General features: G+C 74.1%; 19 protein-coding genes and 1 pseudogene. 9 read left to right on the forward strand and 11 right to left on the reverse strand.

Features of this window, described 5'->3' with window-relative positions:
- Positions 1-15 precede the first annotated feature (15 nt).
- Entirely contained in the window at positions 16-267 is a 252-nt protein-coding gene (locus DVA66_RS02180) for a WhiB family transcriptional regulator (RefSeq protein ID WP_114124722.1), read from the forward strand.
- Between the two features lie 84 nt (positions 268-351).
- Here DVA66_RS02180 and DVA66_RS02185 read toward each other — a convergent pair whose 3' ends face one another.
- Positions 352-1,836, reverse strand: coding sequence for a sensor histidine kinase (locus tag DVA66_RS02185; protein ID WP_114558562.1), 1,485 nt, complete (start codon positions 1,834-1,836; stop codon positions 352-354).
- 169 nt (positions 1,837-2,005) lie between these two features.
- On the opposite strand from DVA66_RS02185, the gene DVA66_RS22070 reads away from it, so the two are divergent.
- Positions 2,006-2,080, forward strand: coding sequence for a 50S ribosomal protein bL37 (locus DVA66_RS22070; RefSeq protein WP_369797015.1), 75 nt, complete (start codon positions 2,006-2,008; stop codon positions 2,078-2,080).
- 79 nt (positions 2,081-2,159) lie between these two features.
- Here DVA66_RS22070 and rsrA read toward each other — a convergent pair whose 3' ends face one another.
- Both rsrA and DVA66_RS02195 read right to left on the reverse strand, forming a co-directional pair.
- A complete protein-coding gene (rsrA, locus tag DVA66_RS02190) occupies positions 2,160-2,471 on the reverse strand; it encodes a mycothiol system anti-sigma-R factor (RefSeq protein ID WP_114558563.1) in 312 nt (103 codons plus the stop codon).
- On the reverse strand, positions 2,468-3,136 hold the full coding sequence (locus DVA66_RS02195; RefSeq protein WP_198671401.1) for a sigma-70 family RNA polymerase sigma factor: 669 nt from the start codon (positions 3,134-3,136) through the stop codon (positions 2,468-2,470). Before DVA66_RS02195 ends, rsrA begins: the two co-directional genes overlap by 4 nt.
- Before the next feature lie 132 nt (positions 3,137-3,268).
- Here DVA66_RS02195 and aroQ point away from each other — a divergent pair, with 132 nt between their 5' ends.
- Positions 3,269-3,709: a type II 3-dehydroquinate dehydratase gene (aroQ, locus tag DVA66_RS02200; protein ID WP_114558565.1), complete on the forward strand. Its 441-nt coding sequence runs from the start codon at positions 3,269-3,271 to the stop codon at positions 3,707-3,709.
- Positions 3,710-3,729: 20 nt separating this feature from the next.
- Here aroQ and DVA66_RS02205 read toward each other — a convergent pair whose 3' ends face one another.
- Positions 3,730-4,392: an alpha/beta hydrolase family protein gene (locus DVA66_RS02205; RefSeq protein ID WP_114558566.1), complete on the reverse strand. Its 663-nt coding sequence runs from the start codon at positions 4,390-4,392 to the stop codon at positions 3,730-3,732.
- Positions 4,389-5,204, reverse strand: coding sequence for an SOS response-associated peptidase (locus DVA66_RS02210; protein ID WP_114558567.1), 816 nt, complete (start codon positions 5,202-5,204; stop codon positions 4,389-4,391). The genes DVA66_RS02205 and DVA66_RS02210 overlap by 4 nt, the downstream gene beginning before the upstream one ends.
- Before the next feature lie 76 nt (positions 5,205-5,280).
- Between DVA66_RS02210 and DVA66_RS02215 the strand changes: the two genes are divergently transcribed.
- The 3 genes from DVA66_RS02215 (at position 5,281) to rsgA (ending at position 8,288) form a co-directional block, all read left to right on the forward strand.
- Complete coding sequence (locus DVA66_RS02215) at positions 5,281-5,850, forward strand: DoxX family membrane protein (RefSeq protein WP_114558568.1); 570 nt, start codon at positions 5,281-5,283, stop codon at positions 5,848-5,850.
- 111 nt (positions 5,851-5,961) lie between these two features.
- Positions 5,962-7,257: a 3-phosphoshikimate 1-carboxyvinyltransferase gene (gene aroA, locus DVA66_RS02220; protein WP_232821701.1), complete on the forward strand. Its 1,296-nt coding sequence runs from the start codon at positions 5,962-5,964 to the stop codon at positions 7,255-7,257.
- Complete coding sequence (rsgA, locus tag DVA66_RS02225; RefSeq protein WP_114558570.1) at positions 7,254-8,288, forward strand: ribosome small subunit-dependent GTPase A; 1,035 nt, start codon at positions 7,254-7,256, stop codon at positions 8,286-8,288. The genes aroA and rsgA overlap by 4 nt, the downstream gene beginning before the upstream one ends.
- 29 nt (positions 8,289-8,317) lie before the next feature.
- Here the strand turns inward: rsgA and DVA66_RS02230 are convergent, their stop codons facing one another.
- Positions 8,318-9,241 (reverse strand): class I SAM-dependent methyltransferase, encoded by a 924-nt coding sequence (locus DVA66_RS02230; RefSeq protein ID WP_232821702.1) that lies wholly within the window; start codon positions 9,239-9,241, stop codon positions 8,318-8,320.
- Between the two features lie 113 nt (positions 9,242-9,354).
- Between DVA66_RS02230 and DVA66_RS02235 the strand changes: the two genes are divergently transcribed.
- On the forward strand, positions 9,355-10,218 hold the full coding sequence (locus DVA66_RS02235; RefSeq protein WP_114558571.1) for an inositol monophosphatase family protein: 864 nt from the start codon (positions 9,355-9,357) through the stop codon (positions 10,216-10,218).
- Positions 10,219-10,386: 168 nt separating this feature from the next.
- Here DVA66_RS02235 and DVA66_RS02240 read toward each other — a convergent pair whose 3' ends face one another.
- The 3 genes from DVA66_RS02240 to DVA66_RS02250 all read right to left on the reverse strand — a co-directional run bounded on the left by DVA66_RS02240 (position 10,387) and on the right by DVA66_RS02250 (position 14,802).
- Entirely contained in the window at positions 10,387-12,039 is a 1,653-nt protein-coding gene (locus DVA66_RS02240) for an HNH endonuclease signature motif containing protein (protein WP_198671402.1), read from the reverse strand.
- A 377-nt stretch (positions 12,040-12,416) separates the two neighbouring features.
- Complete coding sequence (gene serA / locus DVA66_RS02245; RefSeq protein WP_114558573.1) at positions 12,417-13,613, reverse strand: phosphoglycerate dehydrogenase; 1,197 nt, start codon at positions 13,611-13,613, stop codon at positions 12,417-12,419.
- Between the two features lie 67 nt (positions 13,614-13,680).
- Positions 13,681-14,802 carry a TIGR03364 family FAD-dependent oxidoreductase gene (locus DVA66_RS02250; RefSeq protein WP_198671403.1) on the reverse strand — a complete coding sequence of 374 codons (1,122 nt, stop codon included), beginning with the start codon at positions 14,800-14,802 and terminating at the stop codon, positions 13,681-13,683.
- Between the two features lie 96 nt (positions 14,803-14,898).
- Here DVA66_RS02250 and DVA66_RS02255 point away from each other — a divergent pair, with 96 nt between their 5' ends.
- Positions 14,899-16,029 (forward strand): FUSC family protein, encoded by a 1,131-nt coding sequence (locus tag DVA66_RS02255; RefSeq protein WP_114558575.1) that lies wholly within the window; start codon positions 14,899-14,901, stop codon positions 16,027-16,029.
- 3 nt (positions 16,030-16,032) lie between these two features.
- On the opposite strand, the gene DVA66_RS02260 is transcribed toward DVA66_RS02255, so the two are convergent.
- On the reverse strand, positions 16,033-18,063 hold the full coding sequence (locus DVA66_RS02260; protein WP_232821703.1) for a SpoIID/LytB domain-containing protein: 2,031 nt from the start codon (positions 18,061-18,063) through the stop codon (positions 16,033-16,035).
- Between the two features lie 188 nt (positions 18,064-18,251).
- Here DVA66_RS02260 and DVA66_RS02265 point away from each other — a divergent pair, with 188 nt between their 5' ends.
- Positions 18,252-18,659 carry a VOC family protein gene (locus tag DVA66_RS02265; RefSeq protein ID WP_198671405.1) on the forward strand — a complete coding sequence of 136 codons (408 nt, stop codon included), beginning with the start codon at positions 18,252-18,254 and terminating at the stop codon, positions 18,657-18,659.
- A gap of 24 nt (positions 18,660-18,683) precedes the next feature.
- On the opposite strand, the pseudogene DVA66_RS02270 reads toward DVA66_RS02265, so the two are convergent.
- A pseudogene (locus tag DVA66_RS02270) lies at positions 18,684-19,241 on the reverse strand (DEAD/DEAH box helicase); the annotation flags it as partial.

Below are 19,241 nucleotides of genomic sequence, written 5' to 3' on the forward strand. Positions count from 1 at the left end.
GATGAAGGAGTTCGCATGGATTGGCGCCACAAGGCGGCCTGTCTGGACGAGGACCCGGAGCTGTTCTTCCCGATCGGGAACACCGGCCCCGCCCTGCTGCAGATCGAGGAGGCCAAGCAGGTCTGCCGTCGCTGCGACGTCCGCGAGGAGTGCCTCCAGTGGGCGATCGAGGCCGGTCAGGACCACGGTGTCTGGGGTGGCATGAGTGAGGACGAGCGCCGCGCCCTCAAGCGCCGCGCCGCCCGGTCGAGGCTGCGTACCGCCTGAGCCCGACCCGCGTCCAAGGCGCCGGAACCCGGAAGGGTCCGGCGCTTTTCGCGTCCTCGGTGCGCCGCCGCCCGGCCGCCCGGCTCAGGACAGCGAGCTGTGGTCGGGCACGTCGTCCATCGGCAGCCACACCCGCGCCGTCGCCCCACGACCGGCGGGGTTGGGGCCGAGGGTGAACTCCCCGCCGAGGTCGGCGACCAGGGTGGAGACGATGCTCAGCCCCAGGCTCTTGCTCTGCCCCAGCGAGAAGCCCTCGGGCAGCCCCTTCCCCTCGTCGCTCACCAGCAGCTCCAGCGCGTGGTCGACCCGGCGCGGTTCCACCAGCACCTGGCCCGAGGCGCTCCCCAGCCCGTGCTCGACGGCGTTCTGGCAGAGCTCGGTCATCACCAGCGACAGCCCGGTGGCCATCGCGGCCGGGATCAGGCCGAATGACCCCTGGCGGGTCGCCTGCACCTGGCCCTGCGCGGCCGACACGTCGCCGACGATCCGCAGCACCCGGTCGGCCACGTCGTCGAAGGCCACCTCCTCGTCGTAGCTCTGGCTCAGCGTCTCGTGCACCGAGGCGATCGCCGCCACCCGGGACATCGCCTCGTTCAGGGCGTCGCGGCCCTCGGCGGACTGGATCCGGCGGGCCTGCATCCGCAGCAGTGCCGCCACCGTCTGCAGGTTGTTCTTCACCCGGTGGTGGATCTCACGGATGGTGGCGTCCTTGCCGATCAGCCGGCGCTCCCGCTCCCGCAGCTCGGTGACGTCGCGGCAGAGCACCAGCAGCCCGTCGGGCTCCCCGTCGGCCACCAGCGGCAGGATCCGCGCGCGCAGGTCCGAGGCGCCGGTGTGCAGGTCGAACTCGGCCACCTCGGTGCCGTACAGCGCCTCGCCCACCGACGGGTTGGCCCGGGAGTCGCGGCGGGCGAGCTCGTCGGTCAGCTCGAAGAAGTCCTCGTCGACCAGGTCGCCGTCGAAGCCCATCCGGCGGTACACGCTCACCGCGTTCGGGCTGGCGTAGGTGATGTCGCCCTCGGCGTTGACCCGGATCAGCCCGTCGCCCACCCGCGGGCTGCTGCTGGGGTCGGCGGGGTGCCCCGGCAGCGGGAACAGCCCCTGCTCGACCATCTGGCACAGCACGTCGGCGATCTCGAGGTAGGCGTCCTCCAGCGTGCTGGTCGCCCGCAGCCCCAGCCGGTTGGTCGAGCGCTCCAGCACCGCCACGGTGCGCCCGTCGACGGTGACCGGGACGGCCGTGACGTCGACCGGGACGCCGGCCTGCAGCTTGTTCTCACTGGTCCGGGTGGTGGTGCCGGAGAGGTAGGCGTCGCTGACGAGGTTCTCCGGCTGGTAGGCGATGAGGTCGCCGACCATGTCGTCGAACAGCGCGGTGGGGCCGGTCACCGGACGCACCTGCGCCGCGGCCCACAGCATGTTCGGGTCGCGGTCGGGCACCCACAGCACGAGGTCGGAGAAGGCCAGGTCGGCGATCAGGTGCCACTCCTGGGTCAGCCGGCGCAGCGCCTCGGCCTCCTCCGGGGTGAGCGCGGTGTGCTCGGCGAGGATCTCCGCCATCATCGGCATGGCGCCACCCTAGTGATCCCGCGGGCCCGGACCGCCCTGGTGTGCGCCGTTTCACAGAGCCGCGGCGCTCTGGCAGAATGGCTCCTCGTGCCCCGACACCCCGGTGTCGGCGCGCGTTCGACGTCCGGTTCCCCGCAGGGTGCCGGCAGCACGTACCGAGGAGGCTCAGATGGGCAAGACAGGCCGCAAGCGCCGCGCCCGCAGGAAGAAGGGCGCGAACCACGGCAAGCGCCCCAACGCCTGAGGTCGGCCAGACGACGCACGAGGGCGGCTCCCCTGTCGGGGAGCCGCCCTCGTCGCACGTCCGGGACGCCGTCGCGCGCTCAGCGGCGCAGCGGGTCCTCGCCGGTCTCGGCGACCACCTGCAGCACCCGCAGCCGCAGGGTGGCCGGGGCCTGCTCACCGACGCAGCAGCGCCGCACCAGCCGCTTGACCGCGTCGGCGACGTCGAACTGGTCCAGGCAGGGCTCGCAGGCGGCCAGGTGCTCGCGGATCGTGTCGCTGTCGGCGTCGGCCAGCTCGTGGTCGATGAAAACGTTGACCCGCTCCAGCACCTCCGCGCAGTGCACCTCACCGTCCTCGCCCACCAGGGCGTGGAAGTGGTGCTCGTGCTCGACGTGCTCCTCCGCACTCATCGGTGCTCACCTCCCGGGGTGCCGGTCGCGCTCATCCCCAGCTCGCGGGCGTGCTCGGTCAGCAGCCCACGCAGCTGCTTGCGGGCCCGGTTCAGCCGGCTCATCACCGTCCCGATCGGCGTCTGCATGATCTCGGCGATCTCCTTGTAGGCGAAGCCCTCGACGTCGGCCAGGTAGACCGCCATCCGGAAGTCCGGGGAGAGCTGCTGCAGGGCGTCCTTGACCACCGAGTCCGGCAGCCGGTCCATCGCCTCGGCCTCGGCCGAGCGCAGCCCGCTGGAGGTGTGCTCGGCGGCACGGGCCAGCTGCCAGTCCGCCACCTCGCCGCTGTCGGAGGTCTGCGGCTGGCGCTGACGCTTGCGGTAGCTGTTGATGTAGGTGTTGGTGAGGATCCGGTACAGCCAGGCCTTGAGGTTCGTGCCCGGCGTGTACTGGTGGAAGGAGGCCCACGCCTTGGCGTAGGTCTCCTGCACCACGTCCTCGGCGTCGGCGGCGTTGCGGGCCATCCGCAGGGCCGCCCCGTAGAGCTGGTCCAGGTACGGCAGCGCGTCGGCCTCGAACCGGGCGCGGCGCTCGGCCTCGGTCTCGGTGGCGAGGTCGACCTCGACGCCGGCCCGCTCCGCCTGCTCGTCCGGCGTCCCCGCCGGTGTCTGTGGGAGTGTCATCACGTACGACAGTACTGGGCTCGGCGCAGTCCGCTGCGAGCCCTCGGTCGCTGTCATCACCATCACGTCGGGCAGAACGCCGCGCCGGCGCGGGGGTATTCCCCGTCGGTCGGCGGCTGACACACTGACCCCGTGCGTCCGACCGTCACCGTGCTCAACGGCCCCAACCTCAACCTGCTGGGCACCCGGGAGCCCGCCGTCTACGGCACCGACACCCTGGAGGACGTGCGGCGGCTGTGCGTCTCGACCAGCGAGGGGTTGGGGCTGGACTGCGAGTTCCACCAGTCCAACGCCGAGGGCGAGCTGGTCGACCTGGTGCAGGCCGCCCGCGGGCGCTCGATCGGGCTGGTGCTCAACGCCGCCGGCTACACCCACACCTCGGTGGCGCTGCGTGACGCCGTGGTGGCCAGCGAGGTGCCGATGGTGGAGGTGCACCTGTCGAACGTGCACGCCCGCGAGGACTTCCGGCACCGCTCCTTCCTCTCCGACGTGGCGAGCGGGGTGATCGTCGGCTGCGGGGTGCTGGGCTACCAGTTCGCCATCCAGCGGCTGGCCGCCCTCCACCGGTCCTGAGCGCACCGCTCCTGGCCGGCTCAGCCGGCCGCGGCCGCCAGCGCCCGACGGGCCGCGCCCAGCAGCAGCTCCCGCCAGTCGTCCGGGCTGATCCCGGCCCGCTTCGCCGGACGCAGGTCGTGCCCGGCGTCGGGGACGTCGAGCACGGTGACGTCGGCTGCGGGGTCGGCGCCGGCGAGGGCCGTCCGCAGCTCGTCGGTGCCGCCGAAGGGGTCACGGGCGCCCTGGAGCACCACCCGGGGCACCGCGGGGGCGAGCAGCTCCTCCAGCCGGGAGGTGGTGCGTCCGGGCAGGTGCAGCGGGAAGGACAGGCAGAGCACGGCCGCGGCGCCGACCGCGTCCGCGGTGCGGCAGGCCACCCGGGCACCGGCGCTGCGTCCGCCGGTGACCAGCGGTGCTTCTGGCCAGCGCCCGCGCAAGGTCGGCACCGCCGCCAGCCAGGCCTCGTCCAGCTGCGGTGGACGAACCGCGACCTTGCGTCCGGCGACCAGCCAGGGCTGGGCGAACCGGGCCACCGCCACCCCCTCGGCCGGCAGCCGGCGGGCCAGGGTGGTGAGGTCGCGGGACTCCAGCCCACCGCCGGCCCCGTGGCCCAGCAGCAGCAGCGCGCCGGGACGTCCCGGCGCGTCGACCAGCCACCGGCCGGGGCCCTGCGGGGTGTCGACCGGGACGTCCTCGCTCACAGCAGCCGGTCCTGCCCCGCCCCGCCCTCGCCTGTGTCGCCGGGCCCGGCGCCGTCGGGGGTCTGCTCGTCAGCCGGCGGTTCCTCCGCCAGCGGCGTCAGCAGCTCGGGCCCGTCGTTGCGCACGTTGCTGACCAACCCGACCACGGCGTAGGCCTCGAGCTGGGCGGCCTCGGTCACCTCGAGCAGCTCCAGCGCCCGCTGCGGGTCGGTGCAGGTCGGGTCGAGCCAGGCGTCGCGGGCAGCGGCCGGCACCACCATCGGCATGCGGTCGTGGATGTGGCCGACCGCGTCGGTGGCGGTGGTGGTGATGACCGAGCAGGAGACCACCCAGGCGTCGGGTGAGTCCGGGTCGGCGGCCGGGTCCTTCCAGAACTCGTAGATGCCCGCCATCGCCAGCAGGCCGCCGTCAGCGCGGTGGATGAAGAACGGCTGCTTGCGCGGACGTCCGCCGCGGCCGGGCTGCTCGGTGTCGTACCACTCGTAGTAGCCGTCGGCGGGCAGCAGGCAGCGTCGGGCGGCGAAGGCGCGGCGGAAGGCGGGCTTCTCGGCCACCGTCTCGACCCGGGCGTTGATCATCCGCGCCCCGCCCTTGACGTCCTTGCTCCAGCTCGGCACCAGCCCCCAGCGCAGCGGGGTGAGCCGCCGACGGACCTCGCCGCTCTCCTTGTCGGCCCGCTCCAGCACGGCCGGGACGGCGTCGGTCGGGGCGACGTTCCAGCTCGGTCCGCCCCACTCCCCGACCACGTCGTCCACCTCGAACTCCCGGCTCAGGTCGTCCGAGCTCGCGGAGCTCGCGTATCGCCCACACATGCCCGACACGCTAGTCCCCGCCACCGACGGTGAGCCCGGTGTGGGCCGCGTCGGAGGGAGCCGGTAGAAAGGACCCATGAGCCTGCCTCGATTCGCCGCCCGCGCCATGCTGGCCAGCCTCTTCGTGTCCCGTGGCATCAAGGCCGCGCGCCAGCCCGACGAGCTCGTGCCGGTGGTCGAGCCGTTGACCGACCGCCTGGTCCCGCTCGTGCAGAAGAACGCGCCCAGCGGCGTCGGCTCCTACATCCCCTCCGACACCGCCACCCTGGTGCGGATCGGCGGGGTGGCCCAGGTGCTCGCCGCGCTCGCGCTGGCCACCGGCCGGCTCCGTCGACCCGGGGCGGTGCTGCTGAGCATCTCGATGGTGCCGCAGCTGCTCGCCTCGGCCCCCTTCGGCAGCAACAAGGCCTCCGACGACGGCGAGCAGAAGCGCAGCTTCCTCACCAACCTGGCCGTGCTCGGCGGGGTGCTGCTGGCCTCCCTCGACACCGAGGGCAAGCCCGGCCTCGTCTGGCGCGCCCAGGCCGGCGGCGACAAGGTCGCGGCCAAGACCCGCAAGGCGCGCAACCGGCTGGCCAAGGAGGCCAAGCAGGCCCGCAAGGACGCGCGGCGGGCCGTCAAGAAGGTCGAGAAGAAGTTCGACTGAGGCCAGCACGACGTGACGGCAGAACCTCCCGAGAACCCTCCCGCCGGTCCCGCCCGGCCCCGGCGAGCCGTGGCCGGAGGTGAGTGGTTCGCCCCCCGGGCCGAGGAGCGCGTGCACGCGCGCGTCCGCGTCCCCGGGTCGAAGTCGGAGACGAACCGGGCGCTGCTGCTGGCCGCCATCGCCGACGGGCCGTCCACCATCACCGGCGGCCTGGACGCCCGCGACACCCAGCTGATGCGCGACGCGCTGCGGGCGCTCGGCACGACGATCGACGACGGCACCGACGTGTGGCGGGTGACCCCGGCGGCGGACGACCACCGGATGAGCGGCACCATCGACTGCGGTCTGGCGGGCACGGTGATGCGCTTCGTGCCGCCGCTGGCCGCCACCGTGCCCGGCACCGTGACCTTCGACGGCGACGAGCACGCCCGCTCCCGTCCGATGCTGCCGCTGCTGGACGCGCTGGCCGACATCGGCGCCGACCTGGACGACTCCGAGGCGCTGCCGTTCACGCTCACCGGACGCCCCGACCTGCCGGGCGGGCCGGTCAACATCGACGCCTCCACCTCCAGCCAGTACGTCTCCGCGCTGCTGCTGGCGGCCCCGCGGTTCGCGCGTGGGATCGACCTGCGCCACGTCGGCCCGACGCTGCCCTCGCTCCCCCACATCGCGATGACGGTGGCGATGCTGCGCGAGCGCGGCGTGCGGGTGGACGAGCCCGAGGAGCACCGCTGGGTGGTCGCGCCCGGGCCGGTGCAGGCACGCGACGTCACCATCGAGCCCGACCTCAGCAACGCCGCCCCGTTCCTCGCGGCCGCCCTGGTCACCGAGGGCCGGGTGACCATCCACGACTGGCCGGCCGACACCGACCAGCCCGGGGCGATGCTGGTCGACCTGTTCACCGCGATGGGTGCCCGCGCCGAGCTGACCGAGGACGGGCTGACGCTCACCGGCACCAGGCACGTGAAGGCGCTGGACGCCGACCTGTCCGCCGCCAGCGAGCTCACCCCGGTGCTGGCCGCGGTCTGCGCGCTGGCGCACGGCACCAGCCACCTGACCGGGATCGGCCACATCCGCGGCCACGAGACCGACCGGCTCGCCGCGCTCGAGGCCGAGCTGCACGGGCTGGGGGCGTCGGTCAGCCAGCACGAGGACGGGCTCACCATCCACCCGCGGCTGCTGCACGGCGGGATGTGGCGCACCTACGCCGACCACCGGATGGCTCAGGCAGGGGCGGTGCTCGGGCTGGTGGTCGACGACATCACCCTCGACGACATCGGCTGCACCAGCAAGACGATGCCGCAGTTCCCCGAGCTGTGGGACGACATGCTCGCCCAGAGCGACCGGTGGCTGGCCCGTGACGTCGCCGAGCACGCCGGGGACGAGGCAGGGCAGGACGCCCCTTGAGCCGACGCGGAGGCATCCACAGCGACGAGCACGCGGGCTTCGACCGTCCCGGCCGCCGCTCCCGTCCCCGCACCAAGGACCGGCCCGACTTCTCCGACGCCGCCCTGGCGACGGTGATCACCGTGGACCGTGGCCGGTACCGGCTGCGGCTGGAGGGGGCGTCCGACGACCCCGGTCAGGGACTGGTGTCGGCGACGAAGGCCCGCTCGCTGAGCCGGACCCGCGTGGTGGTCGGTGACCGGGTGCGCGTGGTGGGCGACCTCAGCGGCGAGGAGGGCACGCTGGCCCGGCTGGTGGAGGTCGAGGAGCGGCGGACGGTGCTGCGCCGGACCGCCGACGACGACGACCCCTACGAGCGTCCGGTGGTGGCGAACGCCGACCAGCTGGCCATCGTCACCGCGCTGGCCGACCCGCCACCGCGGCCGGGGATGATCGACCGGATCCTGGTGGCGGGGTTCGACGCCGGTCTGGACGCGCTGCTGGTGCTGACCAAGGCCGACCTGGCCTCCCCGGACGAGATCGTCGCCGCCTACCGCCCGCTCGATGTCACGGTGCTGACGACGCAGCCCGGTGCCGACCTCAGCGACCTGCGGGAGCGGCTGGCCGGGCGGACGACGGTGTTCGTCGGGCACTCCGGGGTGGGCAAGTCGACGCTGGTGAACGCGCTGATCCCCGGGCTGGACCGGGCGGTGGGGGCGGTCAACGCGACGACCGGCCGGGGCCGGCACACGTCGACGTCGGCGATCGCGCTGCAGCTGCCGGCGCTGCCGGACGGCGGGGACGGCGGCTGGGTGATCGACACCCCGGGCGTGCGCTCCTTCGGGCTCAGCCACGTCACCCCGGACGGCATCGTGTCGGCCTTCGGCGACCTGGCCGCCGAGACCGGCAGCTGCCCGCGCGGGTGCCGCCACGACAGCACGGCCGTCGACTGCGGACTGGACCAGGCGGTCGCCGAGGGCCGGCTCGCACCGGAGCGGCTGCAGTCCTTCCGCCGCATCCTCGACGCCCGGCTCAGCGCGGATACGTACTGAGCCCGGTCGGTCGCGCGAGCCGGGTCGGGTCAGCCGGCCGGCGGTGCGGCGTCCGGGCGCTGGAAGTGCCAGAGGACGGTGGACGGGGTCGTCCAGGCCGCGGCGCTCGCCTCCGGGGCCAGGTCGAGCAGCGACCACGGCCACAGCGACCAGGGTCCGAGGTCGTCGGCGTCGGCGGCCTGGCGTGCGGGTCGCTCGGGCGCGGCACCGTCGTCGACCGCCCCGACCTCCTCGCAGCGGCGGACCCGCAACCCGGCCGCCAGCGCCGCCCGCAGGTAGGCGCCGGTCGGGTGGCGGTAGGTGGGGACCAGCCCCGGTCCGCCGTCGGCGCCGAGGGAGGTCACCACCGAGCCGCGCAGCACCAGCTCGGCGTGGACGTCGGAGATCACCAGGTGGCCGCCCGGCCGGAGCACCCGGGCGAGCTCGGCCAGCGCTCCCCCGAGCCCGGGCAGGTGGGACAGGGCGAGCGCGCACACCGCGATGTCGACCGACGCGTCCGGCAGCGGGAGGCGCTCCAGGTGGCCCTGCACGAACCGTGCGGAGGGCACGCGGCTGCGGGCACGGGCCAGCATCTCGGCTGAGGCGTCGACGCCGACCACCCGGTGCCCGGCGGCCTCCAGGCGTTCGGCCAGCCGCCCGGTGCCGCAGGCCGCGTCCAGCGCGGTGCCGGCGGGCAGGCCCTGCAGGACCTCGTCGACGAAGGGCTCGTCGAGGTCGAACAGGCCGTTGGGCTCGTCGTAGCTCGGAGCCCACTGCCGGTACCCGTCGGCGGCGCTGCCCCGGGCGACCCGCACCCCGGGGTGCTCGGCGAGCACCGGGTCGTCGAGCAGCCGGCGCACCTCGGCGAGCCGCTCGCGGGTGAAGCGCTCGTCGAGGTCGCCCGCCCACCCGCGCAGCAGCGCGAGGCCCTCCATCCCGAGCAGGTAGGCCAACGGGTGCTGGTAGATGGTCACGCCCGCCGAGCGTAGGCACGGGTCGGCCGGACGGCCACCGGATTGCCGCGGTGGGCCGGGCGGGATGCCGTGCGGTGACGTCCGTGGCCGCGGGACCCCGATAGCCTCTCCCCATGGCCCCGTCCCCTGCGCAGAACCTCACCGACGACCTGCGGCTCGCGCACCTGATGGCCGACAACGCCGACTCCATCACCACCAGCCGGTTCCGGGCCCGCGACCTCACCGTCAGCAGCAAGCCCGACATGACCGAGGTGACCGACGCCGACCTCGCCGTCGAGGAGGCCGTCCGGCGCACCCTGGCCAAGGCGCGACCGCGGGACGCGGTGCACGGCGAGGAGGGTGAGGACACCGGGTGGGGCCCGCGCCGGTGGGTGGTCGACCCGATCGACGGCACCCGCAACTTCGTCCGCGGGGTGCCGGTCTGGGCGACCCTGATCGCGTTGATGATCGACGACCAGGTGGTGGCGGGCGTGGTCAGCGCGCCGATGCTCAACCGGCGCTGGTGGGCTCACCGCGGTGGTGGTGCGTTCGCCGGGAAGTCGCTGATGTCGGCCGCCCCGATCCGGGTCTCGAAGGTGGCGACGGTGGCGGACGCCTCGCTGTCGTACAGCTCGATCGGCGGCTGGGTGACCTCGGGCCACGGCCAGCCGTTCGTCGACCTGATGCGCGACTGCTGGCGGACCCGTGCCTACGGTGACTTCTGGAGCTACATGCTGCTGGCCGAGGGTGCGGTCGACATCGCCTGCGAGCCCGAGCTGGCCCTGCACGACATGGCCGCGCTGGCGGTGGTCGTGGAGGAGGCCGGGGGTCGGTTCGGCAACGTGGCCGGCGAGCGCGGGCCGGTGGGTCCGGGCGCGCTGGCGACCAACGGCGTCCTGCACGACGAGGTGGTGCGCCGGCTCAACACCCCGGTCGAGCTGGGCGAGGACGACCTCGAGCCGTCGGTGGAGATCCCGCGGGTGACCCCGGAGGTCTGACCTCTTCCTTCGGCGTGGCGTCAAGCCCCGGGTCGCCTTGCGCTGCGCACCAGCCGGCCGCTGACGCCGCCTGAGCTCGACGCCCCGGACGTGGGCATGCCGCGGTCCCGCGCTGACCTGGTCAGGCGCGGCTGTGGCACGGCGAAGCCGGACTCCGACCGGGCGCGGTCAGAACGGTGGCGGGTCGTGCTGCCCGGTGGCGTCCGCGACGGCGGCCGGTGGTCGGCGCACGCGGAGCGGTGGTGAACCGCTCCGGCCGTTCGGTCTCGGTGCAGCGGGTGGCGGGGAGCCTCCGAGCGGTCGTCGTCCGGTCAGGCCGGTCGCCGTCCTCGGCGTCGGGTCAGCGGACCGCGGTGGTGACTGCTGGGAGCGGCTGCTGGTGTCGCGCCGGCCCGTCGGTGGGCCGGTGAGGGCGGTGGTGCCGTCACGGTCGCGGAGGAAGCGGTGGCCGTGGGGGCTCGTCCACAGGTGGACGCCGGGCGCGAGCCGCCGGTAGCGCCAGCGGTGGTGGGTCTTGTCGTTGTGGTGGCGCGGGCACAGCGGCACCAGGTTGTCCGCCGAGGTGGGACCGCCCTGCTCGTAGGGGATCTGGTGGTCGAGCTGCACCGTCGGCTGGCGCGGCGCCTCGTCGGCCGCCGTCACCGCGACGCGTCCGCGCCCGCCCGCCCGGATCGGGCGGGGGTGCGCAGGGCGGTGGCAGAAGGGGAACAAGCACGTGCGGTCGCGCAGGGTGACCCGCTCGCGGAGCCAGTCGGGGATCGCATAGCCCTCGACCGAGACGTTCTCGTTCAGGTCGATAACCGGCTTCACCTCGACCCGGGCGTCGGATCGGCCGCACCAGTCGCGGATCTGGCCGGCGGTCACCGGTGTGCGGGTGTTGCCCACCCAGCCGACCTGCGCCCGGTCCGGCGCAGCGGTGGGCGTGCGACCGAGCGCGTCGGCGGACAGGTGGAGGTACAGCAGCACCCGCGACCCCGCCGCAGGCGACCCGGCGGGCCTGGGCTGGTCGGACGTCGTCACCGAGCGGGTCGGCCCCGTCGCGGCGTCGTGATCGGCGGTCGGGCCGAGGTCGAGGGCGGGCTGGCGACGGGCGAGCTCGCCGACGGCCAACGAGCGGCGGACGTCCAGCGGCTGATCGCACCCGGCCTGCGCCAGGGCGACGGCACCGTCGCTGATCGCGGCGTCGAGGTCGAGCGCGTCCACCAGGTCGAGGGTGCCTTCGACGTAGGAGAGACCGCCGCCGTGGCCGTCATCGGGGTGGCGCATGGTGAAGTGGCGGCAGTCGGCGGACTCGAGGCGGCGTCGCTCGGCCTCCTCGGGCATGAACTCCAGCACCGCCGCGTCGACCAGCCGGTCGAGCTGACGCGGCCCGACCTGTCCGGCGACGGCCGCCACCTGACGGTCGACGAAGGCGACCGCCTCGAGGGTGAGGGTGCTGGTGGACTGGGCGATCCCGCGCGCCCGCCAGGCCGGCACGCGACCCGCCTGCACGAGCGCCCACACCGCGGGCAGCCGGTGGCGCAGCTCCAGGGCGTCGCCGATCAGCCGCTGACCGGACTCCGACGGCAGCCCGACGGCGGCGGCGAACTCCGAGATGCAGGCCCGGTCGACCTGCGGGGTGCCCTCCCCGGCCAGCGGGACACCGCACTCGCGGCCCTGCCAGGTGGAGACGGCCGCCTCGTCGGCGTCCACCGCCGGGTGCAGGTCGGCCCAGGACGCGGCATGCCACAGCAGCCCGGCGCTCGCGCTCAGCTCCTGCTCGTGCAGCTCACGCGCGCCGGCGAGCACCGTGCTCGCGTCCAGTCCTCGTCCTGTTTCCACGACCCCAACGCTACGGAGGGGCTCTGACAGTTTTCGAACGTGTGATCGAGCATCCTCTCGGTCGACCCTCACCATGCCAGGGGATGCGGGCTGGGATGGTGGTGCGGCGCGCAAACCGAGGCCCAGACGGCGGTCAGGCTCGGGACAGAGGCAGTCGGTTGCTCGCCCTTCGACAGGCTCAGGGCGCTTCGAGCCGGGTCAGGCGCAACCGCTCAGCTCGGCCGCGGCAACGACCCGGTCGTCCGTGCTCGCCCTTCGACAGGCTCAGGGCGCTTGGACCCGGGTCGGGCGCAACCGCTCAGCTCGGCCGGCGGCGCTGACCCGGTCGGCGTCCGCGCTCGCCCTCCGACGAGCTCAGGGCGTCGGGGCGGCGCGGGTCAGCAGCCGATGGTGGTGAGGCGGACCGTCTCGGGGAGGGCGACGAGCTCCTCGATCATCGGGGCCGGCAGCGGGCTGGCGACGTCGGTGACGACGTAGCCGAGCTCGCCGCGGGTGGAGAGCACCTGGCGGTCGATGTTGACCTGGTGGTTGCCCAGGACCGTGTTGAGGCGGGCCAGCACACCGGGGACGTTGCGGTGCAGGTGCAGGATCCGGGCGTGCGGCACCTGGTCGTCGATCTGCACCGACGGCAGGTTGACGCTCATCACGGTGGCCCCCGTGGCGGCGTAGTCGCGCAGCTTCCCGGCGACGAACCGGCCGATGTCGATCTGCGCCTCCTCGGTCGAGCCGCCCACGTGCGGGGTCAGGATCACGTTGGGGATGCCCTGCAGGCTGGAGACGAACGGGTCGCCGGCCGACTTCGGCTCGGTCGGGAAGACGTCGACCGCGGCACCGGCGATGTGGCCACTGAGCAGCCGCTCGCGCAGCGCCTCGTGGTCGACGACGATCCCGCGGCACAGGTTGAGGAACAGGCTGCGCGGACGCATCTGGTCGAACTGCTCCGCGCCGAACAGCCCCGCGTTGCCGGGACGCCCGTCCACGTGCAGCGAGACCGTCTCCACCTTCGACAGCAGCTCCTCGAGGCTGTCGCAGCGCCGGGCGTTGCCCAGCGCGAGCTTGTCGACGACGTCGTAGAAGTAGACCTGCATGCCCAGCGCCTCGGCCACCACCGACAGCTGGCTGCCGATGTTGCCGTAGCCGACGATGCCCAGCGTGCGACCCCGCACCTCGTGCGAGCCCTTCGCCGACTTGTCCCACACGCCGGCGTGCAGCGAGGCGTTCTTGTCGGTGAGGTGGCGGGCCATCGCGATGATCTCGGCGATCGCCAGCTCGACCACGCTGCGGGTGTTGGAGAACGGCGCGTTGAAGACCGGGGTGCCCGCGCGGCTGGCGGCGTCCAGGTCGATCTGGTTGGTGCCGATGCAGAAGGCACCGACGGCGGTCAGCCGCGTCTCGGCGAACACCCGCGCGGTCAGCTGGGTCTTGGACCGGATGCCGAGCAGGTCGACCCCCTGCAGCGCCTCGATCAGCTCGTCCTCGTCCATCGCCCCACGGGCGGTGCTCACCTCGATGGAGCGTTCCTCCAGCAGACGGTTCGCCTCGGGGTGGATGTTCTCCAGCAGCAGCGCGCGCACGGCCGCCAGTGTAGGAACCAGACCCAGGGCCTGCGGCCGCCGTCCAGCGACTGGCCCTCGGGGCCGCTCAGGCCAGCGAGTCCAGCGTCCGGCGGGCCAGCCCGAACGACAACGTCATGCCGATCCCCGACGTCACGCCGACCACCCGGACGCCCGGCGCGGTCTCGAGGTCCAGCAGCGGCGCCACCGGTGAGTAGGCGTAGACGCCCTGCCACCGCTCGATGACGTCGAACCGCGCCCCCAGCAGCCGACCGGCCGCCCCCACCAGCAGCACCGAGGTCGCCTCTGACAGGAAGGGCCGCACGGTCGGGCCGTAGGCGTGGGAGTCGCCGAGCACGAAGCTGCCGTCGGGGAGCTGGGTCGTCATGACGTTCGCCCCGACAGCGAGCAGCTCCGGCGTCGCCGACTCCACCTCCGCACGCAGGGCCGCGCTGGAGGGCTGGGCGGTGAAGGCGTCGTAGCGCAGCATCGAGGTGGCGCTCAGCACCGCCGGGCCGATGGTGGGCTGCCCACCCGACCAGAGCCCCCGGGCCATCTCCAGGCTGCACCGGGTGATCTGGTGCTCCTCGGCCAGCGCCGGCAGCAGCTGGTCGACGTCGTGGCCCACGCAGACGAGCACCTGCCGCGCCCGCACCGGCCCCCGCGTGGTGTGCACGACGCCGGGCTCCACCCCGGTCACCGCGGTCCGCCAGCGCACCTCACCGTCGGGCTGGTCGTCCACCCAGGACGCCAGCGCGGCCACCGTGACCCGCGGGTCCACCCGCAGGTCGGCGGCGAGGAAGGCCCCGCCGACCAGGTCGTCCGCACCGCAGCCGTCCAGGCGACGGCGGGTCTCGGCCGCTGACAGCACGGTCACCGAGGCGTCGTCGCGGGAGGCCGCCAGCTCCTCCAGCACGGCGAGCTCGGTCGGCGTCCGGGCCACCGCCACCGCCCCCACCTCGCCGGCCCAGAAGCCCACCGCCTCGGACGCCTCCAGCCAGCCCTCACGCGAGCGCAGCCCCAGCTCGCGCAGCTCACCGCTCTGGGCGGTGATGCAGATGTGGCCGAAGTTGCGCACGGAGGCCCCGACCGCCTCGGCGTCCCGGTCGAGCACCGTCACCGACATGCCCCGCCGCAGAGCCGTCACCGCGTGCGCCATCCCGACCACACCGGCGCCCACCACCACCAGGTCGCGCTGCTCCTCCGTCACGCGACGCATCCTGCTGGCGACGCCCGCGGACGGCAAGCCTCAGATTCCGGACGCCACGGCCGCCGCCGCCCGGCCGGGCGACGGCACAATGACGCCATGAGCCGTCACCCCGCCCTCCGGGTCGTCCTGCGGGCCTACGACGCCAGCGAGCGCACCGCACGACGCGGTACCGCCAGCCTCGCCCGGCGCGCCCGACGGCTGCGCTACCGCTCGTTCCTCATCGCCCAGTGCGCCGTCACCGCGGGCCTGGCCTACCTGGTGGCCAACCGGCTGCTCGGCCACCCGCTGCCGATCTTCGCCCCGGTGGCGGCCATCGTCTGCCTCGGCTTCTCCTTCGGGCAGCGGTTCAGCCGGGCCATCGAGATGGCGGTCGGGGTGGCGCTGGGGGTGGCGATGGGCGACGTGTTCGTCCTCGTGTTCGGCACCGGGCCGGTGCAGATCACGGTGGTGGCGGCGCTGGCGATGGCGGTGGCGACCCTGGTCGGCGCCCGCAACCTCATGATCACCCAGGCCGGTGTGCAGTCCTCGATCGTCGTGGTGCTGGCGGCCGGCGCGGAGCCGGGCGTGGACCGCTGGCTGGACGCCGTGGTCGGCTGCGCACTCGCCCTCGTCGTCACCACGGTGGCGCCGTCGGCCCCGCTCATCCGGCCGCGGCTGCTGGTGGCCGAGGCTCTGCAGGAGGTGGCCGGGACGCTCAGCGCGGCCCGCACCGCGCTGACCAGCACCGACCTGCAGCTGGCCGAGGAGGTGCTCGACCGGGCCCGGCGCAGCGAGCAGCACCTGTCGGCGATCGAGGAGGCCAACCGGGAGGGGATGGCGGTGGTGCGCTACTCCCCCTTCTTCGGCCGGCGCCGCAACGAGGTGCAGAACATCGCCGCGCTCTACCAGCCGCTGGACCGGCTGATGCGCAACCTCCGCGTGCTCACCCGACGCACCGCGGTGGCGGTCTTCCACGGCCAGCGACCGCCCGAGGCCTATCTCGCGCTGCTCGACGAGCTGGTCGAGGTGGTGGAGTGGATGGCCGGTGAGCTCTACGAGCGCCGGCTGCCGACCGCCGCTCAGAAGCGGCTCGTGCGGCTCGGCCAGCACACCGGCGACGCCGGGCTCAACACCAGCCTCTCCAACATCGTGGTGCTGGCCCAGATCCGCTCGATGACGGTCGACCTGCTGGAGCTGACCGGGCTGTCCTACGCCGACGCCCGCGACCTCATCCCCGAACCCGCGTGAGGATCAGCGGTAGCGCACCGTCGCCTTGCCCGACTTCCAGGTGATGGTGCCGCCCTCGAACCGGCTCACCCGCGAACCCCCGGGGCCGGCCTCCTCGGTGCCCAGCGGCAGCCCCAGCCGGGACTTCTCCGCGCCGAGCTGGCGGTAGCGCTCGTCGATCTTGCCGTAGGTCTCGCGCACCCGGTGGTCGACCCAGAACCAGGTGCCGGTGGTGAAGCGCTGCACCGGGACGCCCTTGGTCGCGCTGCGGGTCTCGGGGCCGGTGGGCACCCCACGGTGGCGCTGCTCGGACGCCGAGAGCCGGTTCCAGTGCCCGCCGAAGCCGCCGATCAGCGGCACCGCCCGGCCGCCCTGCCAGAACGCCCACCCCTTGCTGAACCGCTGCACCGGCGTCCGCAGCGTCGCGTGGGCGACCTCCTCCCCGGCCGGGACACCGAGGGTGTCACGCAGCCGGGCGTCGTCGCGGTAGGAGCGCCAGAACCCGTCGCGGACGACCCGGGCGCCGGTCGGGCCGGTGAAGATGATGGCGCCGTTCTCGAACCGGCTGATCCGCGAACCGTGCGGGCCCGCCTCCTCGTCGCTGACCGGGAACCGCAGCCGCGACTCGGCGGTGCCGAGCGCCCGGTAGCGGTCGCGGATCCGGCCGACGGTCCAGTAGGCGTCGGTGCGCGGGGAGGAGAACAGGGTGTGCCGGGAGAACTCGCGCATCCGCCCGTCGGCGACGTCGCGCTCGGCCGCGGTGGGGCGTCCGAGTGGGCCGTCCGCGCCGCCGGTCTGCTGCCAGCGCCGGTCGATCGCGGTGGCGGTCGGCACCACCCGCAGCAGGTCCGAGCGCAACCCGAACCGGCCGCGGAAGGTGGCACCGGAGACGGTGACGCTGCTCTTGCTGCCGACCACCCGGAGCGAGCGGACCCGGCCGCCCCAGCTGCCGGCACCATCCCGGGCGGTGACCTGCAGCTCGCGCACCGTGCCGACCTGCGGCCAGGCCGCGGCGAGCTGGCGGGCGGTCAGGGTGACCTTCCAGGCCTGGGACTGCACCACGCCGTCGTAGGGGTCCTTGCGGGCGGTCAGGTAGGGGTGGTCGCCGCGAGCGGTGTGCCCACCGTTGGAGGCCGAGAACTGGGTCAGCGCCACCTCGCCGCGGTAGCTGACGACGTAGCGGGAGGTGCCCTGGACGGCCGCGGTGCCGCCGCTGGTCTCGTGGCTGGTCCTCCGGCCCGAGACGGTGGTGGCGACGCCCTTGTAGACCTGGCAGGCGGTGGTGTCGCAGACGTCGTAGCCGCTGGTGCTGCTGTGCTCGCGCAGCCGTACCGCGTAGCTGCGGGCGGCGACGGCCTGCGCCCGGACGGCCTCACCGTGCCAGGACGTCGGCATCTCCGCCGGGACGACGCCGCGCAGGTAGAGCTCGAGGTCGACGGTGTTGACGGTGCGGGCGCCACTGCCGGAGGCGATCAGCCCGACCCGGCCGCGGTACTCGGTGGTGCGTCCGCCGGGCAGCACCACCGAGACCACGTCGTCGGAGGTGTCGAACTGCCAGGGCCGGGACGCCGACAGCCCGGGGGCGTGCCGCTTCCAGGCGCCGCCCCTGGCCCGCCGCTCCAGCACGAAGGACGACCCGCTGCGGCGCACCCGCCACTCGGCGTAGGACGACCCGGTGGGCAGCGTGGCGTACTTCCTGGCCTTCGGCTCGTAGAGCCGCAGCCCCTTCTCGGCCAGCACCTGCAGGCTCGCGTCGGTGTCGGCGGTCAGCCAGACGCGGATGCTGGAGGCGTCCAGCCGGGTGATGGTGGTGCCCGGGTAGTAGAAGCCGAGGATCTCCCGCCAGTGCAGACCCTGGCGGGCCGCGCCGTAGGCGCCCCACTGCGACATGCCCCAGCCGTGGCCGTAGCCGCTGCCCTCGATCTGGAAGCTGCCGTCGCGGACGGCGACGGCGTCGTCGGCGCGGGCGGGTGACCACCCGGTCAGCAGCAGCGCGAGGCCGACCGCGGTGGTGGTCAGGGCACGCACCCACGCAGCTGCACGTCTGGCGGTCATCGTCTTCTCCCGGCTCGTCCCCCGAACCGGGAGAAGCGTCCACCGGCCCGACCGCCGGCGCAAGAGCCGGCGACGAACCCTCAGGGACAGGTCGAGACCAGCATCCACCGGCCCCGCTCGCAGGCCGACCGGGGCGCCAGCGAGGATGGGAGGTCCACGGCCCAGACGGACCCGACCGAGGAGGAACGATGTCCGCATCCGGTGAGGTCGGCGACCTGCACGTCGCCACCGTCGTCATCAACGTCTCCGACATGGTCCGGGCCGTCGCCTTCTGGCGTGCGGCGCTGGGCTACGTGCCACGTGAGTCCGAGCTCGACCCGGAGTTCATGATGCTGGTCGACCCGCACTCGCGCCGGATCCCGGTGTCGCTGCAGCGCACCGACGACCGGCCGAGCCAGCCGGTGCGGGTGCACATCGACCTCTACACCTCGGAGCAGCAGCGCCACGTGGACCGGCTGCTCGCCCTCGGCGCGACCCCGGTGGAGGACTGGCCCTACCCGCCGGAGGCCGATTTCGTCGTCCTGCGCGACCCCGACGGCAACGAGTTCTGCGTGATCGACCAGCCCGAGCTGAGCGTGATCACCCCGCACGAGTGAGGTCGTCTCCCCCGCTCCGCCCGGTCACTCCCAGCCCACCCGGACCAGGGAGGTGACGTCGAAGGGGTCGCTGCCGTGCTGGGCGGTGAGGAGCCCGGCCCCCTCGGGGGAGCCGGTCCACAGCGTCCGTCCCGGGCCGACCCAGCGGTCCCAGGCCCGGGCATAACCCTCGACCAGCCCGGCGTTGCGCCCGAGCACCGTCGGCACCGCGTGCCAGGCCTCCGCGGTGGACACCGCGCCGCCGGCCCCGACCCGCAGCAGCGCACGCCGGTCGGTGACGGCACCCGGTACGCGGCGGCTGATGAGGTAGCGCGGGTCGAGCACCGGCCCGAGCGCCTCCTCCAGCGCGGCGGCGAACCGGGCCGAGTCCGCCGCACCGACGCCGGTGAGCCGACAGCGGTACTCCCCCGCCGAGTCGACCTCCACCACGACGCCGTCCGCGCCTTCCGGGCTCAGCCCGGCGGCGTGCAGGCCGTCGGCCACCGCGGCGGCGACCTGGTGCACCGTGGTCGGCCGGCTGGCCGCCTCCAGGGTCAGCCGGCCCCGCCGCAGCAGCCGGGACGCCTGCAGCCCACCGGCCCC

Source organism: Desertihabitans aurantiacus (genome assembly GCF_003344635.1).
In the GTDB taxonomy this organism is placed as follows: Bacteria; Actinomycetota; Actinomycetes; order Propionibacteriales; family Propionibacteriaceae; genus Desertihabitans; species Desertihabitans aurantiacus.